Annotated in this window: 24 protein-coding genes and 1 riboswitch; of the genes, 19 read left to right on the top strand and 5 right to left on the bottom strand. The window is 64.9% G+C overall.

Going from position 1 to position 19,809, the window contains the following annotated elements:
- Both C6W92_RS01405 and C6W92_RS01410 read left to right on the top strand, forming a co-directional pair.
- A partial coding sequence (locus C6W92_RS01405; RefSeq protein WP_164989153.1) for an adenosylhomocysteinase occupies nt 1-362 on the top strand: 362 nt, incomplete at its 5' end.
- Nucleotides 363-494: 132 nt separating this feature from the next.
- Nucleotides 495-836, top strand: coding sequence for a DUF2853 family protein (locus C6W92_RS01410; RefSeq protein WP_129431299.1), 342 nt, complete (start codon nt 495-497; stop codon nt 834-836).
- A 57-nt stretch (nt 837-893) separates the two neighbouring features.
- Here the strand turns inward: C6W92_RS01410 and C6W92_RS01415 are convergent, their stop codons facing one another.
- A complete protein-coding gene (locus tag C6W92_RS01415) occupies nt 894-1,370 on the bottom strand; it encodes a MarR family transcriptional regulator (protein ID WP_206735487.1) in 477 nt (158 codons plus the stop codon).
- 265 nt (nt 1,371-1,635) lie between these two features.
- On the opposite strand from C6W92_RS01415, the gene ectA reads away from it, so the two are divergent.
- From ectA to C6W92_RS01435, 4 genes are read left to right on the top strand one after another with little or no spacing between them, the layout of a single operon-like run.
- A complete protein-coding gene (gene ectA / locus C6W92_RS01420; RefSeq protein ID WP_240611588.1) occupies nt 1,636-2,133 on the top strand; it encodes a diaminobutyrate acetyltransferase in 498 nt (165 codons plus the stop codon).
- 49 nt (nt 2,134-2,182) lie between these two features.
- Nucleotides 2,183-3,475: a diaminobutyrate--2-oxoglutarate transaminase gene (gene ectB, locus C6W92_RS01425; protein ID WP_129431300.1), complete on the top strand. Its 1,293-nt coding sequence runs from the start codon at nt 2,183-2,185 to the stop codon at nt 3,473-3,475.
- 5 nt (nt 3,476-3,480) lie between these two features.
- Nucleotides 3,481-3,873, top strand: coding sequence for an ectoine synthase (locus tag C6W92_RS01430; protein ID WP_104018145.1), 393 nt, complete (start codon nt 3,481-3,483; stop codon nt 3,871-3,873).
- Between the two features lie 35 nt (nt 3,874-3,908).
- Nucleotides 3,909-5,345, top strand: a complete 1,437-nt coding sequence (locus C6W92_RS01435; protein WP_129431301.1) for an aspartate kinase — start codon at nt 3,909-3,911, stop codon at nt 5,343-5,345.
- 209 nt (nt 5,346-5,554) lie between these two features.
- Here the strand turns inward: C6W92_RS01435 and C6W92_RS01440 are convergent, their stop codons facing one another.
- A complete protein-coding gene (locus tag C6W92_RS01440) occupies nt 5,555-6,265 on the bottom strand; it encodes a helix-turn-helix domain-containing protein (protein ID WP_129431489.1) in 711 nt (236 codons plus the stop codon).
- Nucleotides 6,266-6,283: 18 nt separating this feature from the next.
- Nucleotides 6,284-6,517 (bottom strand): hypothetical protein, encoded by a 234-nt coding sequence (locus C6W92_RS01445; RefSeq protein WP_129431302.1) that lies wholly within the window; start codon nt 6,515-6,517, stop codon nt 6,284-6,286.
- Between the two features lie 202 nt (nt 6,518-6,719).
- Between C6W92_RS01445 and C6W92_RS01450 the strand changes: the two genes are divergently transcribed.
- The 4 genes from C6W92_RS01450 (at nt 6,720) to C6W92_RS01465 (ending at nt 9,520) form a co-directional block, all read left to right on the top strand.
- Nucleotides 6,720-7,073 (top strand): hypothetical protein, encoded by a 354-nt coding sequence (locus tag C6W92_RS01450; RefSeq protein WP_206735488.1) that lies wholly within the window; start codon nt 6,720-6,722, stop codon nt 7,071-7,073.
- Nucleotides 7,074-7,129: 56 nt separating this feature from the next.
- Nucleotides 7,130-7,597: a hypothetical protein gene (locus C6W92_RS01455; RefSeq protein WP_129431303.1), complete on the top strand. Its 468-nt coding sequence runs from the start codon at nt 7,130-7,132 to the stop codon at nt 7,595-7,597.
- An 85-nt stretch (nt 7,598-7,682) separates the two neighbouring features.
- On the top strand, nt 7,683-8,303 hold the full coding sequence (locus C6W92_RS01460) for a ribonuclease HII (protein WP_129431304.1): 621 nt from the start codon (nt 7,683-7,685) through the stop codon (nt 8,301-8,303).
- Nucleotides 8,304-8,404: 101 nt separating this feature from the next.
- Nucleotides 8,405-9,520, top strand: a complete 1,116-nt coding sequence (locus tag C6W92_RS01465) for a site-specific DNA-methyltransferase (protein WP_129431305.1) — start codon at nt 8,405-8,407, stop codon at nt 9,518-9,520.
- 84 nt (nt 9,521-9,604) lie between these two features.
- Here C6W92_RS01465 and C6W92_RS01470 read toward each other — a convergent pair whose 3' ends face one another.
- Both C6W92_RS01470 and C6W92_RS01475 read right to left on the bottom strand, forming a co-directional pair.
- The gene (locus C6W92_RS01470) at nt 9,605-10,576 is read right to left on the bottom strand and encodes a D-2-hydroxyacid dehydrogenase (protein WP_129431306.1); all 972 of its coding nucleotides are present in this window, start codon (nt 10,574-10,576) and stop codon (nt 9,605-9,607) included.
- Complete coding sequence (locus C6W92_RS01475; RefSeq protein ID WP_129431307.1) at nt 10,573-11,940, bottom strand: MmgE/PrpD family protein; 1,368 nt, start codon at nt 11,938-11,940, stop codon at nt 10,573-10,575. Before C6W92_RS01475 ends, C6W92_RS01470 begins: the two co-directional genes overlap by 4 nt.
- Nucleotides 11,941-12,069: 129 nt before the next feature.
- Nucleotides 12,070-12,174: riboswitch (TPP riboswitch) on the top strand.
- Nucleotides 12,175-12,220: 46 nt separating this feature from the next.
- Here C6W92_RS01475 and thiD point away from each other — a divergent pair.
- From thiD to gatB, 9 genes are all read left to right on the top strand, one after another.
- Nucleotides 12,221-13,015 (top strand): bifunctional hydroxymethylpyrimidine kinase/phosphomethylpyrimidine kinase, encoded by a 795-nt coding sequence (thiD, locus tag C6W92_RS01480; protein ID WP_129431308.1) that lies wholly within the window; start codon nt 12,221-12,223, stop codon nt 13,013-13,015.
- On the top strand, nt 13,012-13,998 hold the full coding sequence (locus C6W92_RS01485) for an FAD-dependent oxidoreductase (RefSeq protein WP_129431309.1): 987 nt from the start codon (nt 13,012-13,014) through the stop codon (nt 13,996-13,998). Before thiD ends, C6W92_RS01485 begins: the two co-directional genes overlap by 4 nt.
- The gene (thiS, locus tag C6W92_RS01490) at nt 13,982-14,179 is read left to right on the top strand and encodes a sulfur carrier protein ThiS (protein ID WP_129431310.1); all 198 of its coding nucleotides are present in this window, start codon (nt 13,982-13,984) and stop codon (nt 14,177-14,179) included. The genes C6W92_RS01485 and thiS overlap by 17 nt, the downstream gene beginning before the upstream one ends.
- Nucleotide 14,180: 1 nt before the next feature.
- Nucleotides 14,181-14,951 (top strand): thiazole synthase, encoded by a 771-nt coding sequence (locus tag C6W92_RS01495; RefSeq protein ID WP_129431311.1) that lies wholly within the window; start codon nt 14,181-14,183, stop codon nt 14,949-14,951.
- Nucleotides 14,951-15,547 (top strand): thiamine phosphate synthase, encoded by a 597-nt coding sequence (locus tag C6W92_RS01500; protein WP_129431312.1) that lies wholly within the window; start codon nt 14,951-14,953, stop codon nt 15,545-15,547. Before C6W92_RS01495 ends, C6W92_RS01500 begins: the two co-directional genes overlap by 1 nt.
- Nucleotides 15,544-16,521, top strand: a complete 978-nt coding sequence (locus C6W92_RS01505) for a HesA/MoeB/ThiF family protein (protein WP_129431313.1) — start codon at nt 15,544-15,546, stop codon at nt 16,519-16,521. The genes C6W92_RS01500 and C6W92_RS01505 overlap by 4 nt, the downstream gene beginning before the upstream one ends.
- Nucleotides 16,518-17,450, top strand: coding sequence for an ABC transporter substrate-binding protein (locus C6W92_RS01510; RefSeq protein WP_129431314.1), 933 nt, complete (start codon nt 16,518-16,520; stop codon nt 17,448-17,450). Before C6W92_RS01505 ends, C6W92_RS01510 begins: the two co-directional genes overlap by 4 nt.
- Nucleotides 17,447-18,133 carry a thiaminase II gene (gene tenA, locus C6W92_RS01515; RefSeq protein WP_129431315.1) on the top strand — a complete coding sequence of 229 codons (687 nt, stop codon included), beginning with the start codon at nt 17,447-17,449 and terminating at the stop codon, nt 18,131-18,133. The genes C6W92_RS01510 and tenA overlap by 4 nt, the downstream gene beginning before the upstream one ends.
- A gap of 65 nt (nt 18,134-18,198) precedes the next feature.
- On the top strand, nt 18,199-19,713 hold the full coding sequence (gatB, locus tag C6W92_RS01520; RefSeq protein ID WP_129431316.1) for an Asp-tRNA(Asn)/Glu-tRNA(Gln) amidotransferase subunit GatB: 1,515 nt from the start codon (nt 18,199-18,201) through the stop codon (nt 19,711-19,713).
- Nucleotides 19,714-19,809: the final 96 nt, after the last annotated feature.

Consider the following 19,809-nt stretch of genomic DNA (forward strand, 5'->3'; position numbering starts at 1 on the left):
TCAAGAACCACAAGTGGACCAACATCAAGGACCAGGTGGACATGATCGAGATGCCCTCGGGCAACCGGATCATCCTTCTTTCCGAGGGGCGCCTGCTCAATCTTGGTAACGCCACCGGGCACCCGTCCTTCGTGATGTCGGCCTCGTTCACCAACCAGGTCCTGGCGCAGATCGAGCTTTGGACCAGGGGCGAGAATTACGGCAACGAGGTCTATGTCCTGCCCAAGCACCTCGATGAAAAGGTGGCGCGCCTGCACCTGGACCGCATCGGCGTCAAGCTGACCGAACTGCGCCCCGACCAAGCGGAGTATATCGGCGTGACGCCGCAAGGGCCGTTCAAGCCCGAGCATTACCGGTATTGACACGCGCCGCCAAGCGCGGAGAACTTTCCCTTTGTGCGCGCAAGATCAGCCGCTATCGTTCGCCAAGCGCCATTTTCGGGGCTTGGTGAAACGAGGTGCCGGTGCATCGGCCGGGAATTTGGGAGATTTTTGATGGGAAAACGTGACGATCTGATTGCACGCTATGCGGACGATCTGCGCAACAAGTGCGGAATGGAGCCCGACATTGACCTGCTCACCAAGGTGACAATCGGCTGCGGCCCGGCGATTTATGATGCCGACGCCGCGACGGTGGCGGCAGGGCAGCCCGGGGAGCTCGAAACCGTGAAAAACAATTTTCTCGTCAAGAAGCTGGGCCTCTCCGACACCCCCGCGCTGATGGACGCGATCAACCAGGTGCTGGAGACCTATGGCCGCTCCGAGCGCAACAAGTATCGCGCCGTGGTCTACTACATGCTGACCAAGCATTTCGGCAGGGAATCGGTCTACGGCTGACAGGCTGTCATTTCCGCGACAACGCCCGCCTCTCTTGGCGGGCGTTTGCGTGTCTGTTCAGGACGCGCTGCGCAGGTCGCCGGTATCAAGCACCGGCGAGGCGTCGATGTCATCGGCGTCGAGCATCGCCGCCACCCGTTCGAGCGACGCGATAAGTTGCGCCTGTTCCCAGTCCTCAAGCGTTTCGAACTTGCGCACGTAGCGTTGTTGCAGCGCGTCAGGCGCGAGGTTGATCGTGTCGTGCCCGCGCTCGGTGATGAGGATGTTGATCTGCCGCCGGTCGGCCTGTGATTTCTCGCGGGTGACCATGCCGTGCTTGACCAGCTTGTCGACCAGCGAGGTGACGGTCGCCTGGCTCACGCGCATCCGCCGGGCGATTTCGGTCGCGGTGCTGTGGCCGCGCTCGGCCACGATCTGGAGCACGCGGAACTGCACGGCGGTGAGTCCGGCGGCATTGGCCAGCTTGCGCCCATAAATCTCGGTGGCGCGCAGGATGCGCCGGAGCGCGATGAGGCTCTGATCGGTGCGATCCATGCGGTCTCTCCCGTTAATGGACGCGATGGTTGCAAAGCTGTCACTCAATTGCAAATTCTTCCCTCCTTCATCTTTCTCGCCTCGTTAGTCAAAAAAGCTAATCTTTTAAGCTCGGATTTCTTGGCTTTATCGGCATTTTTATGCAGAAAAATAACTATTTTGCGGATCAAGGTTGATTTCATAGGCTAAGCAATATAGTTAGTCAATCGAAACAACAGAGGGCCAATGATCCATGCGCCATGCAAGGGAAATTTTCGGGAAAGCCATGCCGTCGCTGCGCAAGCCCGCAGCCGAGGACGGGGCCGATATCTGGAGGCTCGTTCGCGCCTGCAAGCCGCTCGACGAGAATTCCATGTATTGCAACCTCGTGCAGTGCGATCATTTCCGCGACACCTGTATCGTCGCCGAGATGGATGGCGAGATCGTGGGCTGGGTCTCGGGCTACAAGCTGCCCCATGACCCCGAAACGCTATTCGTCTGGCAGGTCGCCGTGTCGGAAACGGCGCGCGGTACGGGGCTTGGCACGCTGATGCTGCGTGGCCTGTTGTCCCGCGATATCTGCAAGGGTGTGACCCGCGTGCAGACCACGATCACCCGCGACAACGCCGCGAGCTGGGCGCTGTTCCGCAAGTTCACCGAGATGAGCGATGCCGCGCTGTCGAGCGCGCCCTACTTCTCGAAGGACGATCATTTCGACGAGCTTCACGACACCGAGTACATGGTGACGATCTCGCTCAAGGCGCGGATGAAGAAGGCGGCCTGAAATCGGCCGCCGCCCGCGCCCCATACCCAATCACATGAAGGAACACGTTATGCCGACTGACAAGTCAGCCGATCTCGAAATCTATGCGCGCCGTGAATCGCAGGCGCGCAGCTATTGCCGCAGCTTCCCCACGTCCTTTGTCAAGGCGCAGGGGTCCGAGCTGACGGATGCGACGGGTCGCACCTATATCGACTTTCTCGCCGGGTGTTCGTCGCTCAACTACGGGCACAACGACCCCGACATGAAAGCCGCGCTGATCGAGCACATCACTGCCGACGGGATCACCCACGGCCTTGACATGCACAGCGGGGCCAAGGCCGATTTCCTGGGTGCGTTCGAGGAGATCATCCTCAAGCCTCGCGACATGGACTACAAGGTGATGATGACCGGCCCCACCGGTACCAATGCCGTCGAGGCGGCGATGAAGCTGGCGCGCAAGATCACCGGTCGCCGCAACATCATCGCGTTCACCAACGGGTTCCACGGTATGACCATGGGCGCGCTGGCAGCGACCGGCAACGCCGGCAAGCGTGCCGGTGCCGGGCCTGTCTCGCTCCATGATGTCACGCACATGCCCTACGAGGGCGCGTTCGGCGATGGCATGGACAGCCTGAAGATCATCGAGGAGATGCTCGGCAATCCGTCGAGCGGCGTCGACGCGCCCGCTGCCTTCATCATCGAGCCGGTGCAGGGCGAGGGCGGGCTCAACGCCGCCTCGACCGCCTTCATGCAGGGGGTGGCAAAGCTGGCGAAAGAGCATGGCGCGCTGTTCATTGTCGATGACATTCAGGCGGGCTGCGGTCGCACGGGGACGTTCTTCAGCTTCGAGGAGATGGGGATCGAGCCCGATCTCATCCCGATGGCCAAGAGCTTTTCGGGGATGGGCCTGCCCTTCGCCGCGCTGCTCATCAAGCCCGAGCACGATGTCTGGGGCCCGGCCGAGCATAACGGCACCTTCCGCGGCAACAACCATGCCTTTGTCACCGCGCGCGTGGCGCTGGAGAAATTCTGGAAGGACGATACGTTCCAGAAGGAGATCACCGCCAAGGCCGAGATGCTGCGCGACGCGCTCACCCGCATCGCAGACGGCATTCCCGGTTCCCGCCTCAAGGGGCGCGGCATGATGCAGGGCGTCGATGTCGGAAATGGCGATCTTGCGGGCGAGATTTGCGCGCGTGCCTTTGAAAAAGGTCTCATCATCGAGACATCGGGCGCGCATGACGAGGTGGTCAAGGTGCTTGCGCCGCTCACCACGCCCGAGGACACCTTTGCCCGCGGCCTCGACATCCTCGCCGAGGCCGTGCAGGTCGTGACCGAGACACAGAAAATCGCAGCGGAGTGACAAACATGATCGTGAGAGATTTCAACAAGATCGTCGAGGAAGAGCGCGACCGCGTCGTCTCGGATGCGCAATGGTCGAGCGTGCGGATGCTCCTGGCCGATGACGGGATGGGGTTTTCGTTCCACATCACGTTCCTCGAGCCAGGGTCGGAGCACACGTTCGAGTACAAGAACCATTTCGAGAGCGTCTACTGCGTGCAGGGCAAGGGCTCGATCACCGATCTGGCCACCGGCGAGACGCACGAGATCAAGCCCGGCGTGATGTATGCGCTCGATAAGCACGATCGCCACATCCTGCGCGCCGAGGAAGAGCTTGTCATGGCCTGCTGCTTCAATCCGCCGGTGACCGGCAAGGAAGTCCATCAGGAAGACGGCTCCTACGCGCTGGAAGACAGCTGAGAAAGGTCCGGGGCCACGCGCCCCGGAAAGAGGATATGAATTTTCCACAGCACACCGTCGAGAAGATCGGCGGCACATCCATGAGCCGCGTGGCCGAGTTGCTGGACACGCTATTCATCGGGAACCGCGAGGGCACATCGCTCTATCACCGGGTCTTCGTGGTCTCGGCCTTTGGCGGTATCACGAACAAGCTGCTGGAGCACAAGAAATCCGGCACGCCCGGTGTCTATGCGCGGTTTGCGAATGATGATGACGATCACGGCTGGCTCGACGCGCTGACCGAGGTGGGCCATGCCATGCGCGAGGCGCATACCGAGATTCTCGAGCACCCTGGCGATCGCACCATGGCCGACGAGTTCGTGCGTGAGCGGATCGAGGGCGCGCGCTCGTGCCTGTTCGACCTTCAACGGCTGTGCTCCTACGGGCATTTCCGGCTGGCCGATCACATGCTGGTCATCCGCGAATTGCTCTCGGGGCTGGGCGAGGCGCATTCCGCTTTCGTCACCACGCTGCTGTTGCAGCGCGCGGGCGTCAATGCGCGCTTCATCGACCTCAGCGGCTGGCGCGACGAGGCCGAGCACACCCTGTCCGAGCGCATCGCACAGGGGCTGGGCGATGTGGATCTTGCCACCGAGCTGCCCATCGTCACCGGCTATGCGCAATGCACCGAGGGACTGATGCGCGAATTCGACCGCGGCTATTCCGAGGTGACATTCGCCCGTATCGCCGCGTGGACGGGGGCGTCCGAAGCGATCATCCACAAGGAGTTCCATCTGTCCTCGGCCGATCCGAACCTCGTGGGCGAGGACGCCGTGCGCAAGCTGGGGCACACCAATTACGACGTGGCCGATCAGCTCTCGAACCTCGGGATGGAGGCAATCCACCCCAAGGCAGCCAAGACCCTGCGCCAGGCCGAGGTACCGCTGCGCGTGACCAACGCGTTCGACCCCGGCGATCCCGGCACGCTGATCGACGATCAGCCAGCCGACGAGGCGAATGTCGAGATCGTGACCGGCCTAAAGGTCGTGGCGCTGGAGCTGTTCGAGCAGGACATGGTGGGCGTAAAGGGCTATGACGCGGCCATTCTCGACGCGCTCAAGCGGCACAATGTCTGGATCGTGTCCAAGACCTCCAACGCCAACACGATCACCCACTACGTGCACGCATCGCTCAAGACGGTGCGACGCGTGGCGCGCGATCTCGAAGAGGTGTTCCCCTCGGCCAAGGTCTCGGCGCGCACGCTGTCGGTGGTGTCACCCATCGGGCGCAACCTTCAAGGGCTCAAGGTCCTGAGCCGCGGGTTGTCCGCGCTGGAGGAAGCGGGCATCGAAGTGATCGCCGCGCACCAGACGCCGCGTGGCGTGGACGTGCAATTCGTTCTCGGCTCCAAGGACATGGAACCGGCGATCACCGCGCTGCACCGGGTGCTGATCGAAGGTGCGGTGGCGCAATTCCCTAAAAAGGCCGCCTGAGCGCGGCAACCCGTCAATTTGAAACGAATGCGCGGCACTCCGGGTTTGGAGGGGCCGCGCGTTTGCGGTAAGGTCATCTTGTCAGGGCCAGGATGGCCGGGACCTTCCAAAGAGTTACACGTGTGGTGCGTAGGGAGCACGTGGGGTAGCGGGGGGTGTCGGCCAAAGGGGCAGGCGTCCCCCGTTTGGGTTGCGCCGCCGGGGGCTCGTCACTGCACCCGGATCACCGATTTGTCCACCAGCAGCACATAGCCGCGCCGGGCGATGTTCTTGACCAGCATCTCGCTCACAAGCTGATTGCCGAGCGCGTCGCGCAGCCGCTTGATCCGCGTGGCACCGGCGGCCTCTTCGCAGTCCTCGGGCCGCCGCCCCGAGATCATCGCCTCGATTTCCGCCCCGCTGAGCACATCGCCGTCGAGCCGCGCCTCGGCCAGAATGCTCAGCGTCTCGAGCGCGGCGTCGGTCAACTTGAAGCCCATGTCGTTGAGATAGACCGTCCGCTCGTCGCGGCTGATAAGCAGCGACGAGACTTGTATGCCCGTCCGCTCGATCTGTGCCATGCGGCGGTTGAGCGTGACCAGCATCACCAGGAACACCAGCGACGCCACCAGCAGCGCCGTGGAGAACACCAGCAACACAAAGATCACCATCCGGTAGCTGACAAGTGTCTCGGAAAAGGCGGTGCCCGATAGCGCGAGGATCTCCAGCAGCTTGATCTCGCCCTCGCCGGTCAGCGCGTCATTCTCGACGAAAATGCGCTCGACCCGCGCGTTGAACGCGTTGGCGTCGGGTAGGCTGAGAAACAGGAACACGGCCGCGAGCGTCAGGATCGCGACAATGACAATCACGCCGATCACCACGACGCGGGTGCTCGACCGGCGCATGTCTGCGGCGGATGTTCCCTGTCCGCGCGGCGTCATCATGCTCGCATGGTCACGTTATTTTTCCTTTTTCGACATGACCTTGAGCAAGGTCAGACCCTGTTTCGCCAGTTGCGCCCTCAGCGCCGCCTCGGCTGCCGAACAGGGTGCGTTGACCGTGGTTACGTCATAGAAAAGCTCGAACGGGTTTTCCCGCTTGGCCTTGTATTCGATCTGGCAAGCCGCCACCGCCGCCTCTGCAATGAGCGTGAAAGCGAGGGCCGGGGCGAGGGTGTGAATGATCCGTGTCATGGCGTCAAGATGCGCCAGCGCATGCGGCTATTCAATATCCCGTGACGCGAAATGACCCTGAAAACGCGCGTTATCCGATATCATGGGGACGATATTGCCTGTCCCTCGGGACCGGGCACATCTTTCGGGGCACGGCCTGCGGTCATGGCGGTCTGACACACCTCTCGCACCGCGCTGCCACGTAAACCTGAAAGGAGACACCATGTTTCGCAAGCTTCTCGTTCTCGCCTTCGGCATGGCCCTCGGTGTTGGCGGCGCGCAGGCGGCCACCGCCAACCCGGCCTTGCAGGGTGCCCCGGCCATCGGTGCAGAGGTGATGCTCGTCGGTCACCGTGCCCACCGCGGCCATGATGCCCGCGGATACCGGCGCGGCTATCGAGACGCCCGGCCCCGCTATCGCGGACGCGGCTACCACCGCCCTCGGCATGGATATTACCGGGCTTATCGGCACGGCCATCGCGGACGGTATCCGGTCTTTAGCCTACATGACAGCTATCGGCGTGGTCACGGATACGACGCGCGACAGAACCATCTGCGCGATCGCTACGGCAAGTGACGGAACCCGGGGCGTGCCCCGGCAACTCTGTCCCAGTTAAGTAAAGGATCAATCCCATGTTCACCAAGTTCACTGCAACCCTCATGGCCGGCGCTCTTGCGCTCGCCTCTGCGGCCGCCCCAACGGATGTGCGCGCCGGGAACGACACCGGCAAGATTATCGCGGGCCTCGCCGTCGGTGCGATCATCGGTGCGGCTATCGCCAACAACAACAAGAAGCGGAGAAACAACGACGGCTATGTCTCGCGTCGGAGCCATGACACCTATGAGCGCGCATACAGCCGGGATCGTCGCCGCGGCCACAACCGCGGACACAAGCGCCATGATGGCTACGGCCACCGGCGCGTCAACCTGCCGGGCGCCTGCCGCGTCCACAAGGGCCATCGGTCTGGCTATTCCGGGCGCTGCCTGAGCGGCTACAACTACAGCTATGCCGCGCTGCCCTCGGCCTGTGCCGTCCGCGTGGGCGGGCGTCACGGGACGATCTATCGCGACCGGTGCCTCAATCGGTACGGATACCACTGAACCGCAGGCCTTCGAGCAGGCACGCGGGGAGGGGCCAATGAGCCCCTCCCTTTGCATTCGTGGCAGGCCCGTGGCATCAGGGCGCATGACAGGCCCCGATTTCACGTACGAGAGCGCCGCGCGCGCCCTCGGTCATGCCCGCATCGCCGGGGTGGACGAGGTTGGGCGCGGCCCGCTCGCCGGGCCGGTGACAGCGGCGGCGGTGATCCTCGATCCGGGGGCCATCCCGGAGGGGCTGAACGACTCCAAGAAGCTGAGCGCGGCACGCCGCGAGGCGCTGACCGAGGCGATCCTCGCCTCGGCGCAGGTCTCGATTGCCCACGCTACCGTCGCCGAGATCGACGAGATCAACATCCTGCGCGCCGCGCATCTCGCGATGGAGCGGGCGGTCGCAGCGCTCGATCCTTCCCCCGACATGGCGCTCATCGACGGCAACATGCTGCCGCACGGCCTTGCGCTCCCGGCGCGGGCCATCGTCAAGGGCGATGCCGTCTCGCTGTCGATCGCGGCCGCGTCGATCGTGGCAAAAACCTGCCGTGATCGTCTCATGCGGGATTTGGCGCAACAGTTTCCCGGCTATGGGTGGGAGCGCAACGCCGGCTATCCGTCAAAAGCGCATCGCGCCGCGCTCCTAAATCTCGGGGTCACCCCTCACCATAGGCGTTCTTTCAAACCGGTGCACAATATCTTGTATCAAGAAAAATAACTAACCCCCTGATTCAAAAAAGAAATTGACCACGAATCGGCTTTGACTCATTCTTTTGCCAATGAGCAGAGCGCCAAAGGCGCCGGGAACAGAGGCAGAAAATGACAACCAAGACCAAGACCGGGCGCCCCGCCGCGCTCCCTCTCAACACGATTCTTGCCGGGGATTGTATCGAGGTGATGAATGGCCTGCCCGAGGCCAGCATCGACCTGATCTTTGCCGACCCGCCCTATAACCTGCAACTGCGCGGTGATCTCCACCGTCCCGACAACAGCCAGGTCGATGCGGTGGACGACGCGTGGGACAGCTTTGCCAGCTTCGCCGCCTATGACCGTTTCACGCAGCAATGGCTGGCGGCGGCACGGCGCATCCTCAAGCCCAACGGCGCGATCTGGGTGATCGGCTCGTATCACAACATCTTTCGCGTCGGCGCCGCGTTGCAGGATGCGGGCTTCTGGATCCTCAACGACGTGGTGTGGCGCAAGTCCAACCCGATGCCGAATTTCCGCGGCAAGCGGCTGACCAATGCGCACGAAACGATGATCTGGGCCAGCCGCGAGGAGGGCGCGAAATACACCTTCAATTACGAGGCGCTGAAATCGCTCAATGACGGCATCCAGATGCGCTCTGACTGGGTATTGCCCCTCTGCACCGGGCATGAGCGGCTCAAGGACGAGAACGGCGACAAGGCGCACCCCACGCAAAAGCCCGAGAGCCTGCTGCACCGCGTGCTCGTCGGCACCACCAGCCCCGGCGACGTGGTGCTCGACCCTTTCTTCGGCACCGGCACGACCGGGGCGGTGGCCCGGATGCTGGGCCGCGATTACATCGGGATCGAGCGCGAAGAGAGCTATCGCCGCGTGGCCGAGAAACGGCTCGCCAGTATCAGGAAGTACGACCGTGACGCGCTCCAGGTTTCCACGTCCAAGCGCGCCGAGCCGCGTGTGCCCTTTGGCCAGCTTGTCGAGAGGGGGATGCTGCGCCCCGGCGAGGTCCTGACCTCGATGAACGGCAAATCCGCCGCCAAGGTGCGCGCCGACGGCACGCTGGTGGCCGACGGGATCAACGGCTCGATCCACAAGGTGGGCGCGCATCTCGAGGGCGCGCCGTCCTGCAACGGCTGGACCTATTGGTGCTTTCGCCGCGAGGGCAAGACCGTGCCCATCGACGTGCTGCGCCAGCAGATCCGCGCCGAGATGGCCGACCGCCCGAACTGACACCCATACCGCCGGTGCCCGGGGCCTGACTTGGCCGGGCGCCCTTGCCTTGCCCCGCCCCTCGTGGCGGGGCGTTTTTCGGTCTCAATAGCCGCGTTCCGGATCGACAACGTTGAAAAGCGGCTCGCCCCGCCGCCAGTGCCCGAGATTGTCAAGAAACAGCTCGAAGGACCGCATCGCCCAGCCCTCCCAGACCGCCGAGCAATGCGGCGACAGGATCACCCTGTCCAGACCCCAGAGCGGGTGATCGCCGGGCAGCGGCTCGGTCTCGAACACGTCGAGCGCGGCGCCGCGCAAATGCCCCGTGCGCATGGTGTTCACGAGCGCCGCCCCGTCGAGCACGCCGCCGCGCGACACGTCGACGAGGATCGCATCCGGCTTCATCGCCACCAGCGACCGCGCGTTCACAAGGCCCCGCGTCCCGGACACAAGCGGCACCGACAGCACCACGATATCCGCCTTGCCCCACAGATCGGGCAACGCATCGGCGGGATGTACCTCGTCCACGTTCTCCGTCGGTTTCGGTCGGGCACGGGTGCCGATCACGTTGAGGCCGAACGCCTTGGCCCGCGCCGCCACCGCCTGACCGGTATGGCCCAGCCCCACGATCAGGAGGGTCTTGCCCTGAAGCGGCGTCATCAGCCGCGTGCTGTCCCAGTGCCGCGCTGTGCGGTCGGTGGCCATCCCGTCGATGTCGAGCGTGAAATGCAGCACCGACCCGAATACGTATTCGGCGATCATCGGCGCGGCGACCCCGGCGGCGTTGCTGACCGTCACGGCCTGCGCGTCCCACGGCGTCAGATGATCCACCCCGGCTCCGCCCACGGCGATCCAGCGCGGGCCGTGCGCGCCGAGCAACGCCTCGCGCGGATAGTCCGTGCGCCCGTGAAATGCGACGGAATAGACGATATCGGGCCGAAAATCGTCCAGTACCACATCAAGACCGTCATAGCCGTCATGCCCGCGCGCCTCGATCCCCGGCGCAGCCTCGGCCAGCCGTTCAAGCATCGGGGCGGGATCGCTGGTGTGGACGAGGATACGGGGGGCGTTGGTCATGGCCTGTCCGGTTCGGGGTATACGAGCCCGGCAAGCTGCGAGAATTTGGTACCATGGTCAAGCAGCCGCTCGTGCATTTCCCATAGAGCGCCGATCCGCGCCTCCGAGAGCGCACCCCCCGCCATCACCGACAGCTTGGCGCGGATATCGGCCTTGGGCATCGGTGCCTCCGGCCCGCCGCGCGCGTTGCAATCGCCCGAACGGACTACGCGTCCGTCGCGCAGCCGCACGGTCACGTCAGACCAGCGTCCCTCGGGAAAGCGCGCGGAATGGCGCGGCTCCTCGCGCACGGTGATGCCGGCGTGCATTTCCGCCACGCGCGGATCGCGTAACGCGTCCCCGGTTATCTCCGCCGGGCCGAGGCGGCCATGTACGACGTAGGCCGCCAGCGCGAATCCCAGCGAATACTGTGCCTCGCTCGTTGTCTCGGGCATCCCGGGAAAGAGGGCCGCGGATTGCGCGAAGGTGGCGACCTCCAGTGCCTCGATCTCCTCGGGTCTGACGCCCTCTTCCTCGACCAGCACCCGCAGGCATTCCAGCGCGCCATGCGCCCAGCGGCAGATCGGGTAGGGCTTGATATAATTGCGCATCACCGTCCAGTCCCGGCCCAGATCGGCCCAGACAGGCGCCACATTCGCCCCCTCCACGGTGATCGCCGGCACGCCGGTAAAGCCACGTTCAGCCTGTAACAGGGACGAAACGCCGACAAGGGCCCCCATGCCAGAGCCATCATGCAGCATCGTCGGGTTGGCGATCTCGCGCATCATCTGGCTACGCGGCCCGTGATACTCGGCGATGCCGAGCGCGTGGCGCAGCACATCCGCCGTATCCCCCCGCAGATGCGCCCCCAGCGCCGCCACGCCCAGCGCGTTCCACGCGCCGGAGGTGTGATAATCGCTCACCGTGGCATGCAGTGCGACGGCGGCGCGCGCGGCTACCTCGTAGCCCATCGCCAGCGCGGTGAGTGCCTGCCTGCCCGTCAAACCGGGGCGTTGCTCCGCAAAGGCGAAAAGCGCGGGCACCAGCGCGCAGCCGATATGCCCCTTGGTGGCGTTCAGCCCGTCATGCGCATCCAGATTGTCGATCTGTGTGGCCAGCGCCCAGGCTGCCCCCGGTATGGCACAGCGCCGCCCGTCAAAGAGCAGCGTCGCGCGGTGATCCTCGCGCACTGCCCCGTGGAAATCGCAGGCGAAGTCCCGTGCGATCCGCCCCACATCGAGCGATGCCGCCCCTGCCGCAACGCCCAGCGTGTCAACAAGCAGCACCGCCGTTCGTGCCAGCACCTCCTCGGGGACGGGCAACGCCACATTGAGCGCGAAGCGCGCGATGGGCGTGAATTGGTCGATATTGGCGGCATAGGACATGGGCGCATCTCCGAGGGATTGGCCATGCCCCATCCTGACCCCGGGAGCCGGCGGCGTGCGGCCGGTTTGCGACATATCCTGTCCCGCTTTCCCCCCTTGCGAGCGTCCGGTACCACTGTTACCTCTTGGGTAGCTCCGTTGGGGTGCCCGGGATGCACGGGCTGAGAGGCGATGCGCCAACCCATCGAACCTGATCCGGATGATACCGGCGTAGGGAACGGATATCAGCAAGCCCGAGCGCGCCCTGCATCCGTTCCCCGAAAACTTGAGGGAGACGCGCATGGCGGCGACCGCATTGACAATCGCAGGCTCCGACAGCGGTGGCGGCGCGGGGATTCAGGCCGATCTCAAGACATTCTCGGCGCTGGGCGTGTATGGCGCGAGCGTGATCACCGCCGTGACCGCGCAGAACACCTGTGCCGTGACCGATGTGCACCCGGTGCCGAACGCAACCGTGGCGGCGCAGATTGCGGCCGTTCTGGGCGATATCAGGATCGATTGCATCAAGATCGGGATGCTGGGCGATGTCGGGCTGATCGAGACGGTCACCGAGGCGCTAGCGGGCTATGACGGCCCGATCGTGCTCGACCCGGTGATGGTCGCCAAGTCCGGGGCGCGGCTCTTGCCCGAGGCGGCGCGCACAGCGCTGATCGCGCATCTGCTGCCGCGCGCTGACTTGCTGACACCCAACCTGCCCGAGGCGGCGGCGCTGTTGGGCTGTGCCGAGGCCATGAGCGATGCAGACATGCAGGCGCAGGGCACACGGTTATGCGGGATGGGCGCGGGTGCGGTGCTGATGAAGGGCGGTCATGGGCAGGGAGAGACCTGCACCGATTGGCTGATCGCCGATGAGGTGACGCGCCTCGACGCCCCCCGCATCGCTACGCGCAACACCCACGGCACCGGGTGCACCCTCTCTTCGGCCATCGCAGCGGGGCTGGCGCAGGGGCTGACCCTGCGCGAGGCGGTCGCGCGGGCGCATGGCTGGCTGCATCGGGCGATTCTTGCCGCCGACGCGCTGGAAGTCGGGCAAGGCCACGGCCCGGTACATCATTTTCACGAGGTCTGGACATGACCGACGCAATCACCATTCGCGGCGCGGGCATCGTGGGGCTCTGTGTGGCCACTGAACTCATGGCGCGGGGCGTCCACGTTACCCTTCGCGATCCCGCACCGGAACCCGGCGCGCATGGCTGCTCGTGGTGGGCGGGTGGCATGCTTGCGCCCTTCTGCGAGGGGATGACGGCAGAGGAGCCGGTGGTCCGCCTTGGCCAACAGGCCGCCGACTGGTGGGAAGCGCAGGGTGTCGAGGTAATTCGGCGCGGCTCACTCGTTGTCACGCTGCAACGCGACCGGCGCGAGCTGGATCAGTTCGCGCGGCGCACCGCCGGGCATCGGCTGGTGACCGGCGAGGATTTAGCCGCGTTAGAGCCGCATCTGGCCGACCGCCACGACCGCGCGCTCTATTTTCACGATGAGGCGCATATCGATCCGCGGGCCGCGCTCATGCACCTGCGCAAACGGCTACAAGAGGCGGGCGCGCGCTTTGAGCAAGACGCCGCCGCCCCCGATGGCCCGGTGATCGACTGTCGTGGCCTCGCGGCGCAGGACAGCCTGTCTGATCTGCGCGGCGTCAAAGGAGAGATGGTGGTGCTGCGCTCGGCGGATGTGACCCTGAATCGGCCCATCCGCCTTTTGCATCCGCGCTTTCCGCTCTACATCGTGCCGCGCGGCGATGGCGTGTTCATGCTGGGCGCGACGCAGATCGAGAGCGAGGAGCGCTGGCGCGCCTCGGCGCGCTCGGTGATGGAATTGCTCTCGGCCGCCTACGCCCTGCACCCCGCCTTCGGCGAGGCCGAGGTGATGGAGATCGGGGCCGACGCGCGCCCCGCTTTTCCCGACAACCTGCCGCGCATCACGCGCCAGGGGGACGCGATCCATGTCAACGGCCTTTTCCGTCACGGCTTTCTGTTATCGCCGGCCGTGGCGCGGATGGCCGCTGGGCTGGTGATGCGCGAAAATCAGAGACCGGAGTTCTACCATGAAGATCACGGTTAATGGCACGACGCAGGAGAGCGCGGCCACCACCCTCGACACGCTGCTGGATGAGCTGGGCTATGGCGCGGCCAAGGTGGCGACCGCGGTGAACCAGAGCTTCGTTCCGGCAGCGATGAGGCCGGAACACAGACTAGCTGATGGCGATCAGATCGAGATCGTTGCACCGCGACAAGGGGGCTGAGATGCCACGCTACTACGACACCGAGATCACCTCGCGCCTGATGCTCGGTACCGCGCAATACCCCTCGCCCGCCATCCTGGCCGAGGCATTCAAGCGCTCCGGTGCGGGCATCGCCACCGTCTCGGTCCGCCGCGAGGCGGGGGGCGAGCGCGCGGGACAGGCGTTCTGGGACATGATCGGTGATCTGGGCGCGCACGTCCTGCCCAACACCGCCGGCTGCCATTCGGTGCGTGAGGCGGTGACCACGGCGCAGATGGCGCGCGAGCTGTTTGACACCGACTGGATCAAGCTCGAGGTGATCGGTCATGCCGACACCTTGCAGCCGGACCCCTTCGGACTGGTAGAGGCGGCGCGCATCCTGACCGACGAGGGGTTCAAGGTGTTTCCCTATTGCACCGAGGATCTCGTGCTTTGCGAACGGCTGGTCGAGGCCGGGTGCCGGGTGCTGATGCCCTGGGGCGCGCCGATCGGCACCGGGCTGGGGCTCAACAATATCTACGGGTTGCGCAGCTTGCGTGCCCATTTCCCTGACCTGCCGCTGGTGATCGACGCAGGGCTGGGCCTGCCCTCTCAGGCGGCCCACGCGATGGAGCTGGGCTATGACGCGGTGCTGCTCAATACCGCCGTGGCCAAGGCGGGCGATCCGGTGGCGATGGCCGAGGGTTTCGCGCGCGCGCTGGAGGCCGGGCGGCTGGGGTTCGAGGCCGACCCGATGGAGCCGCGCGACATGGCCGCGCCGTCGACGCCGGTGCTGGGGAGGGCGTTCACCTGATGGCCCTGCCGCGCTTTTACCCGATCTTCGATGACGCGGACTGGCTTCGCCGCACCCTGCCGCTCGGTGTGAAGCTCGTGCAGTTGCGCATCAAGGATATGACCGGAGAAATGCTGAAACAGCAGATTGCGCAAGCACAGAGCCTGTGTCGGGAGAATCGCGCAATCCTCGTGGTCAACGACCACTGGCAGACGGCCATCGACCTGGGCTGCGACTGGGTGCATCTCGGGCAGGAGGATCTCGATACCGCCGACATCCCTGCCATCCGGCGGGCAGGGATCAAGATCGGGCTCAGCACCCATGACCATGCCGAACTGGATCGAGCCTTGTCGCACGATCCCGATTACGTCGCCCTTGGCCCCGTCTATCCCACCATCCTGAAGAAGATGAAATGGCACGAACAGGGGCTTTCGAGGGTTACCGAATGGAAGCGCCTGATCGGCGACATCCCCCTCGTCGCCATTGGCGGCATGTCGGTGGAGCGCGCGCCAGGCGCGCTCAACGCGGGGGCGGATGTGGTGTCTGCCGTGACGGATATCACGCTGAACGATGATCCCGTGGCGCGGGTACGGCAATGGATCGGGGCCACCACGTGACCCGCTACGCCCGTCAGATCGCCCTGCCCGAGTTCGGGGCAAAGGGGCAGGCGCGGGTCGGCGCGGCGCATGTGCTGGTGATAGGTGCGGGCGGGCTTGCCGCTCCGGTGCTGCAATACCTGGTGGGCGCAGGCGTGGGGCGGATCACGCTGATGGACGGCGACCGGGTCGCCTTGAGCAACCTGCACCGGCAGACCCTCTTTCGCATGGCCGATATTGGTCTGCAAAAGGCCACGACCGCCGCCGCGCACATGACCGCGCTTAACCCGGAGTGTACGATTTCCGCCTTAACAGAGCCGCTTGACCCACTGAACGCCCCTGGCCACGTGGCAACAGCGGACCTGGTGCTCGACTGTGCCGACAGCTTCGCGGCGAGCTACATCCTGTCCGACACCTGCCTCGCGCTAGGCACGCCGCTGATCAGCGCCTCGGTGGTGGGCACCTCCGGCTACGTTGGCGGGTTTTGCGGTGGCGCGCCGTCTTTGCGTGCGGTGTTCCCCGACCTGCCGGACCGGCTGGGCAGTTGCGATGCCGATGGCGTGCTCGGCCCCGCTGTCGGTGTCATCGGCAGTCTTCAGGCGCAGATGGCATTGACGATTCTGGCCGGAATAGAGCCACAACCACTCGGCCAACTGGTCACCTTCGAGGCCATCGGTCACCGCTTCGGCGGTTTCCGCTTCGACGGCGCGCCCGAGCCCGAAAGCGGCTTCGGCTTCATCACGCCTGCGCAGATCACGGACGACGACTGGCTCGTCGATCTGCGGGCGGAGGAGGAGAGCGGTCCCGCCTTGCCTGACGCCACGCGCCACAGCGTGCCTGATTTCGACACCCTCCACCCCAAAGGTACGCGCGCCGTGTTGGCCTGCCGATCCGGCCTGCGGTCGTGGCAGGCCGCGACGCGATTGCGCGGCCATTGGGACGGAGAGATTGCATTGATCGCTCTTGGCGACACCCCAGAGGAGAGAACCCCATGAGATACCTGACCCTGATCCTCGCGCTTCTGGCCGCCCCGGCCACGGCGCAGGACAAGATGACCCTGATCCTCGACTGGTTCGTGAACCCCGATCATGGGCCGATCATCCTCGCCGAGGAGCTTGGCTATTTCGACGAGGCCGGGCTGGAGGTCGAGGTGGTGGCCCCCGCCGATCCCTCCGACCCGCCCAAGATGGTCGCCGCCGGAAAGGCCGACCTAGCGATCGCCTATCAGCCGCAGCTTCACCTTCAGGTCGAAGAGGGGCTGCCGCTGCGCCGGGTGGGCACGCTCATCGCGACGCCGCTCAACTGCCTTTTGGTGCTGGAGGATGGACCCGTCAAATCCACCGCCGATCTCAAGGGCCGCAAGGTGGGCTTTTCCGTCGCCGGGGTCGAGGAGGCGCTGCTGTCGGCCATCCTCGCGCAACATGACCTGACCCTTGATGACATCGAGCTCGTCAGCGTCAACTGGTCGCTCTCGCCCTCGCTGATGTCGGGACAGGTGGATGCGGTGATCGGCGCCTACCGCAATTTCGAATTGAACCAGATGGAAATCGAGGGCGTGCCGGGGCGCTGCTTCTACGTGGAAGAAGAGGGGGTGCCCTCCTATGACGAGCTTATCTACGTGGCCAATCCCGAGACGATGAACGCGGACATGATCCGTCGCTTCCTGCACGCCACCGAGCGCGCGACGCAATACATCATGAACCACCCACAAGAAAGCTGGGAGATGTTCGCGGGCACCTCGACCGAGTTGCAGGACGAGCTGAACGAGAAGGCATGGGCCGATACCTATCCGCGCTTTGCCACCCGCCCCGCGGCGCTCGATCACGCGCGCTATCGCCGCTTCGAGCGCTTTCTGCTGGAGGCGGGCATGATCGAGACCGACACGCCCGTTTCGGGCCTCGCGCTGGACCTGAACGCGCGATGACCGAGGGCTACGGCATGACCTTCCCCCGCCTGCGCGATGCGGCGGGGGCGGTCTGGCGTGACTACACAGGCCACGCCTTTGTCGAGCGGCTACGCGACGCGAGCCTGCCGCGCGCGGCGTTTCTCGGCTACCTCGTGCAGGACTACATCTTCCTCGTCCATTTCGCGCGGGCCTGGGCGCTGGCCGTGACCAAGGCCGAAACGGTGGACGAGATGCGCACCTGCGCGGCCACCGTCGATGCGCTGGTCAATACCGAGATCGGCCTGCATGTCCGCACCTGCGGGGCCGAGGGGTTGTCGGAGGCCGACCTTATCGCCGCCGAGGAACACCCCGCCAACCTCGCCTATACCCGCTACGTGCTCGATGCCGGGCATTCGGGTGATTTTCTCGATCTGCTGGCGGCGCTGGCACCTTGCGTCATGGGCTATGGCGACATCGGCGCGCGGCTTGGGCAGGACGTGGCCGATGACCACCCTTATGCCGACTGGATCGCCACCTATGCCGGCGAGGAGTATCAACAGGTTTGCCGCGAGGTGGGGGCGCTCTTTGACGGGGCGGTGGCGCGCCGTCTTGGCCCGGCGCCCGAGACCACGCCGGGTTGGGACAGGCTCTGCCACCGCTTCATCACCGCGACCCGGCTGGAGGTCGGCTTCTGGGACATGGGGCTGTCCTTCGCGCGCTAGGCCCTCTTGCCCCGCCGCGGCCCGCCGCGTAGAACGCAGGCCGAGCCAAGACACGGAGCCCGAGCATGCTGGATCTCACCTATGACGCGCCGAAACCCAAGGTGATCGCCGGGGCCAAGCACGATTGGGAGCTGGTCATCGGCATGGAGGTGCACGCGCAGGTGGCATCAAACGCCAAGCTGTTTTCCGGCGCCTCCACCCAATTCGGGGCCGAGCCCAATTCCTGCGTCTCCTTCGTGGATGCGGCGATGCCCGGCATGCTGCCCGTCATCAACGAGTTTTGCGTAGAGCAGGCAGTGCGCACCGGGCTGGGGTTGAAGGCAAAGATCAACCTCTGGTCGGCCTTCGACCGCAAGAACTATTTCTACCCCGACCTGCCGCAGGGCTACCAGATCAGCCAGCTTTACCACCCGCTCGTGGGCGAGGGCGAAATCCTGGTGGACATGGAGCCGGGGGTCGCACGGCTTGTGCGAATCGAGCGCATCCACATGGAACAGGACGCGGGCAAGTCGATCCACGACATGGACCCGGCGATGTCCTTCGTCGATCTCAACCGCACCGGCGTCTGCCTGATGGAGATCGTCAGCCGCCCCGACATCCGCGGCCCCGAAGAGGCCGCGGCGTATGTCACCAAGCTGCGCCAGATTCTGCGCTACCTTGGCACCTGCGACGGAAATATGCAGAACGGCAACCTGCGGGCGGATGTGAACGTGTCTGTCTGCCGTCCGGGGCAGTACGAGAAATACCAGGAGACACAGGACTTCTCGCATCTCGGCACGCGCTGCGAGATCAAGAACATGAACTCCATGCGCTTTATCCAGATGGCCATCGACTACGAGGCGCGCCGCCAGATCGCGATTCTGGAATCGGGTGGCGAGGTGGTGCAGGAAACCCGTCTCTACGATCCTGACCGCAACGAGACCCGCTCCATGCGCTCCAAGGAAGAGGCGCATGATTACCGCTATTTCCCCGATCCCGACCTGCTTCCGCTGGAAATCGAGCAGGCTTGGGTGGACGAGATCGAGGCCAACCTGCCCGAATTGCCGGATGCCAAGAAGGCGCGGTTCGTGCTGGAGTTTGGCCTCAGCGAATACGACGCCAGCGTGCTGACCGCCGATCTCGCCAATGCCGGGTATTTCGAGGCGGTGGCGGCGGACGCGGGCGATGGCAAGCTGGCCGCGAATTGGGTCATCAACGAACTCTTTGGCAGGCTCAAGAAAGAGGATCATTCCATCGAGGAGAGCCCCGTCAGCCCGGCGCAACTCGCGGCCATCGTGCGGCTCATCAAGTCCGACGCCATTTCCGGCAAGATCGCCAAGGACCTCTTCGAGATCGTCTATACCGAGGGCGGTGACCCCGAAGAGATCGTCGAGGCGCGCGGCCTTCGCCAAGTGACGGATACCGGCGCCATCGAGCAGGCGGTGGACGAGATCATCGCCGCCAACCCCGCCCAGGTGGAAAAGGCACAAGCCAACCCCAAGCTCGCGGGCTGGTTCGTAGGCCAGGTGATGAAGGCGACCGGCGGCAAGGCCAATCCCAAGGCAGTGAACCAGATCGTGACGGCAAAGCTCGGTCTCTGATACGTCCCCAGGGCGCTTGGCGGCCGTATTTGTCTCGGTCCGCGCCGCCTCCTGCCTTCTCAAGCCCGAAGCGGATGTGTAAGACAACGGGGTACG

It is taken from the genome of Roseovarius sp. A46 (genome assembly GCF_004126395.1).
Lineage (GTDB): Bacteria > Pseudomonadota > Alphaproteobacteria > Rhodobacterales > Rhodobacteraceae > Roseovarius > Roseovarius nitratireducens.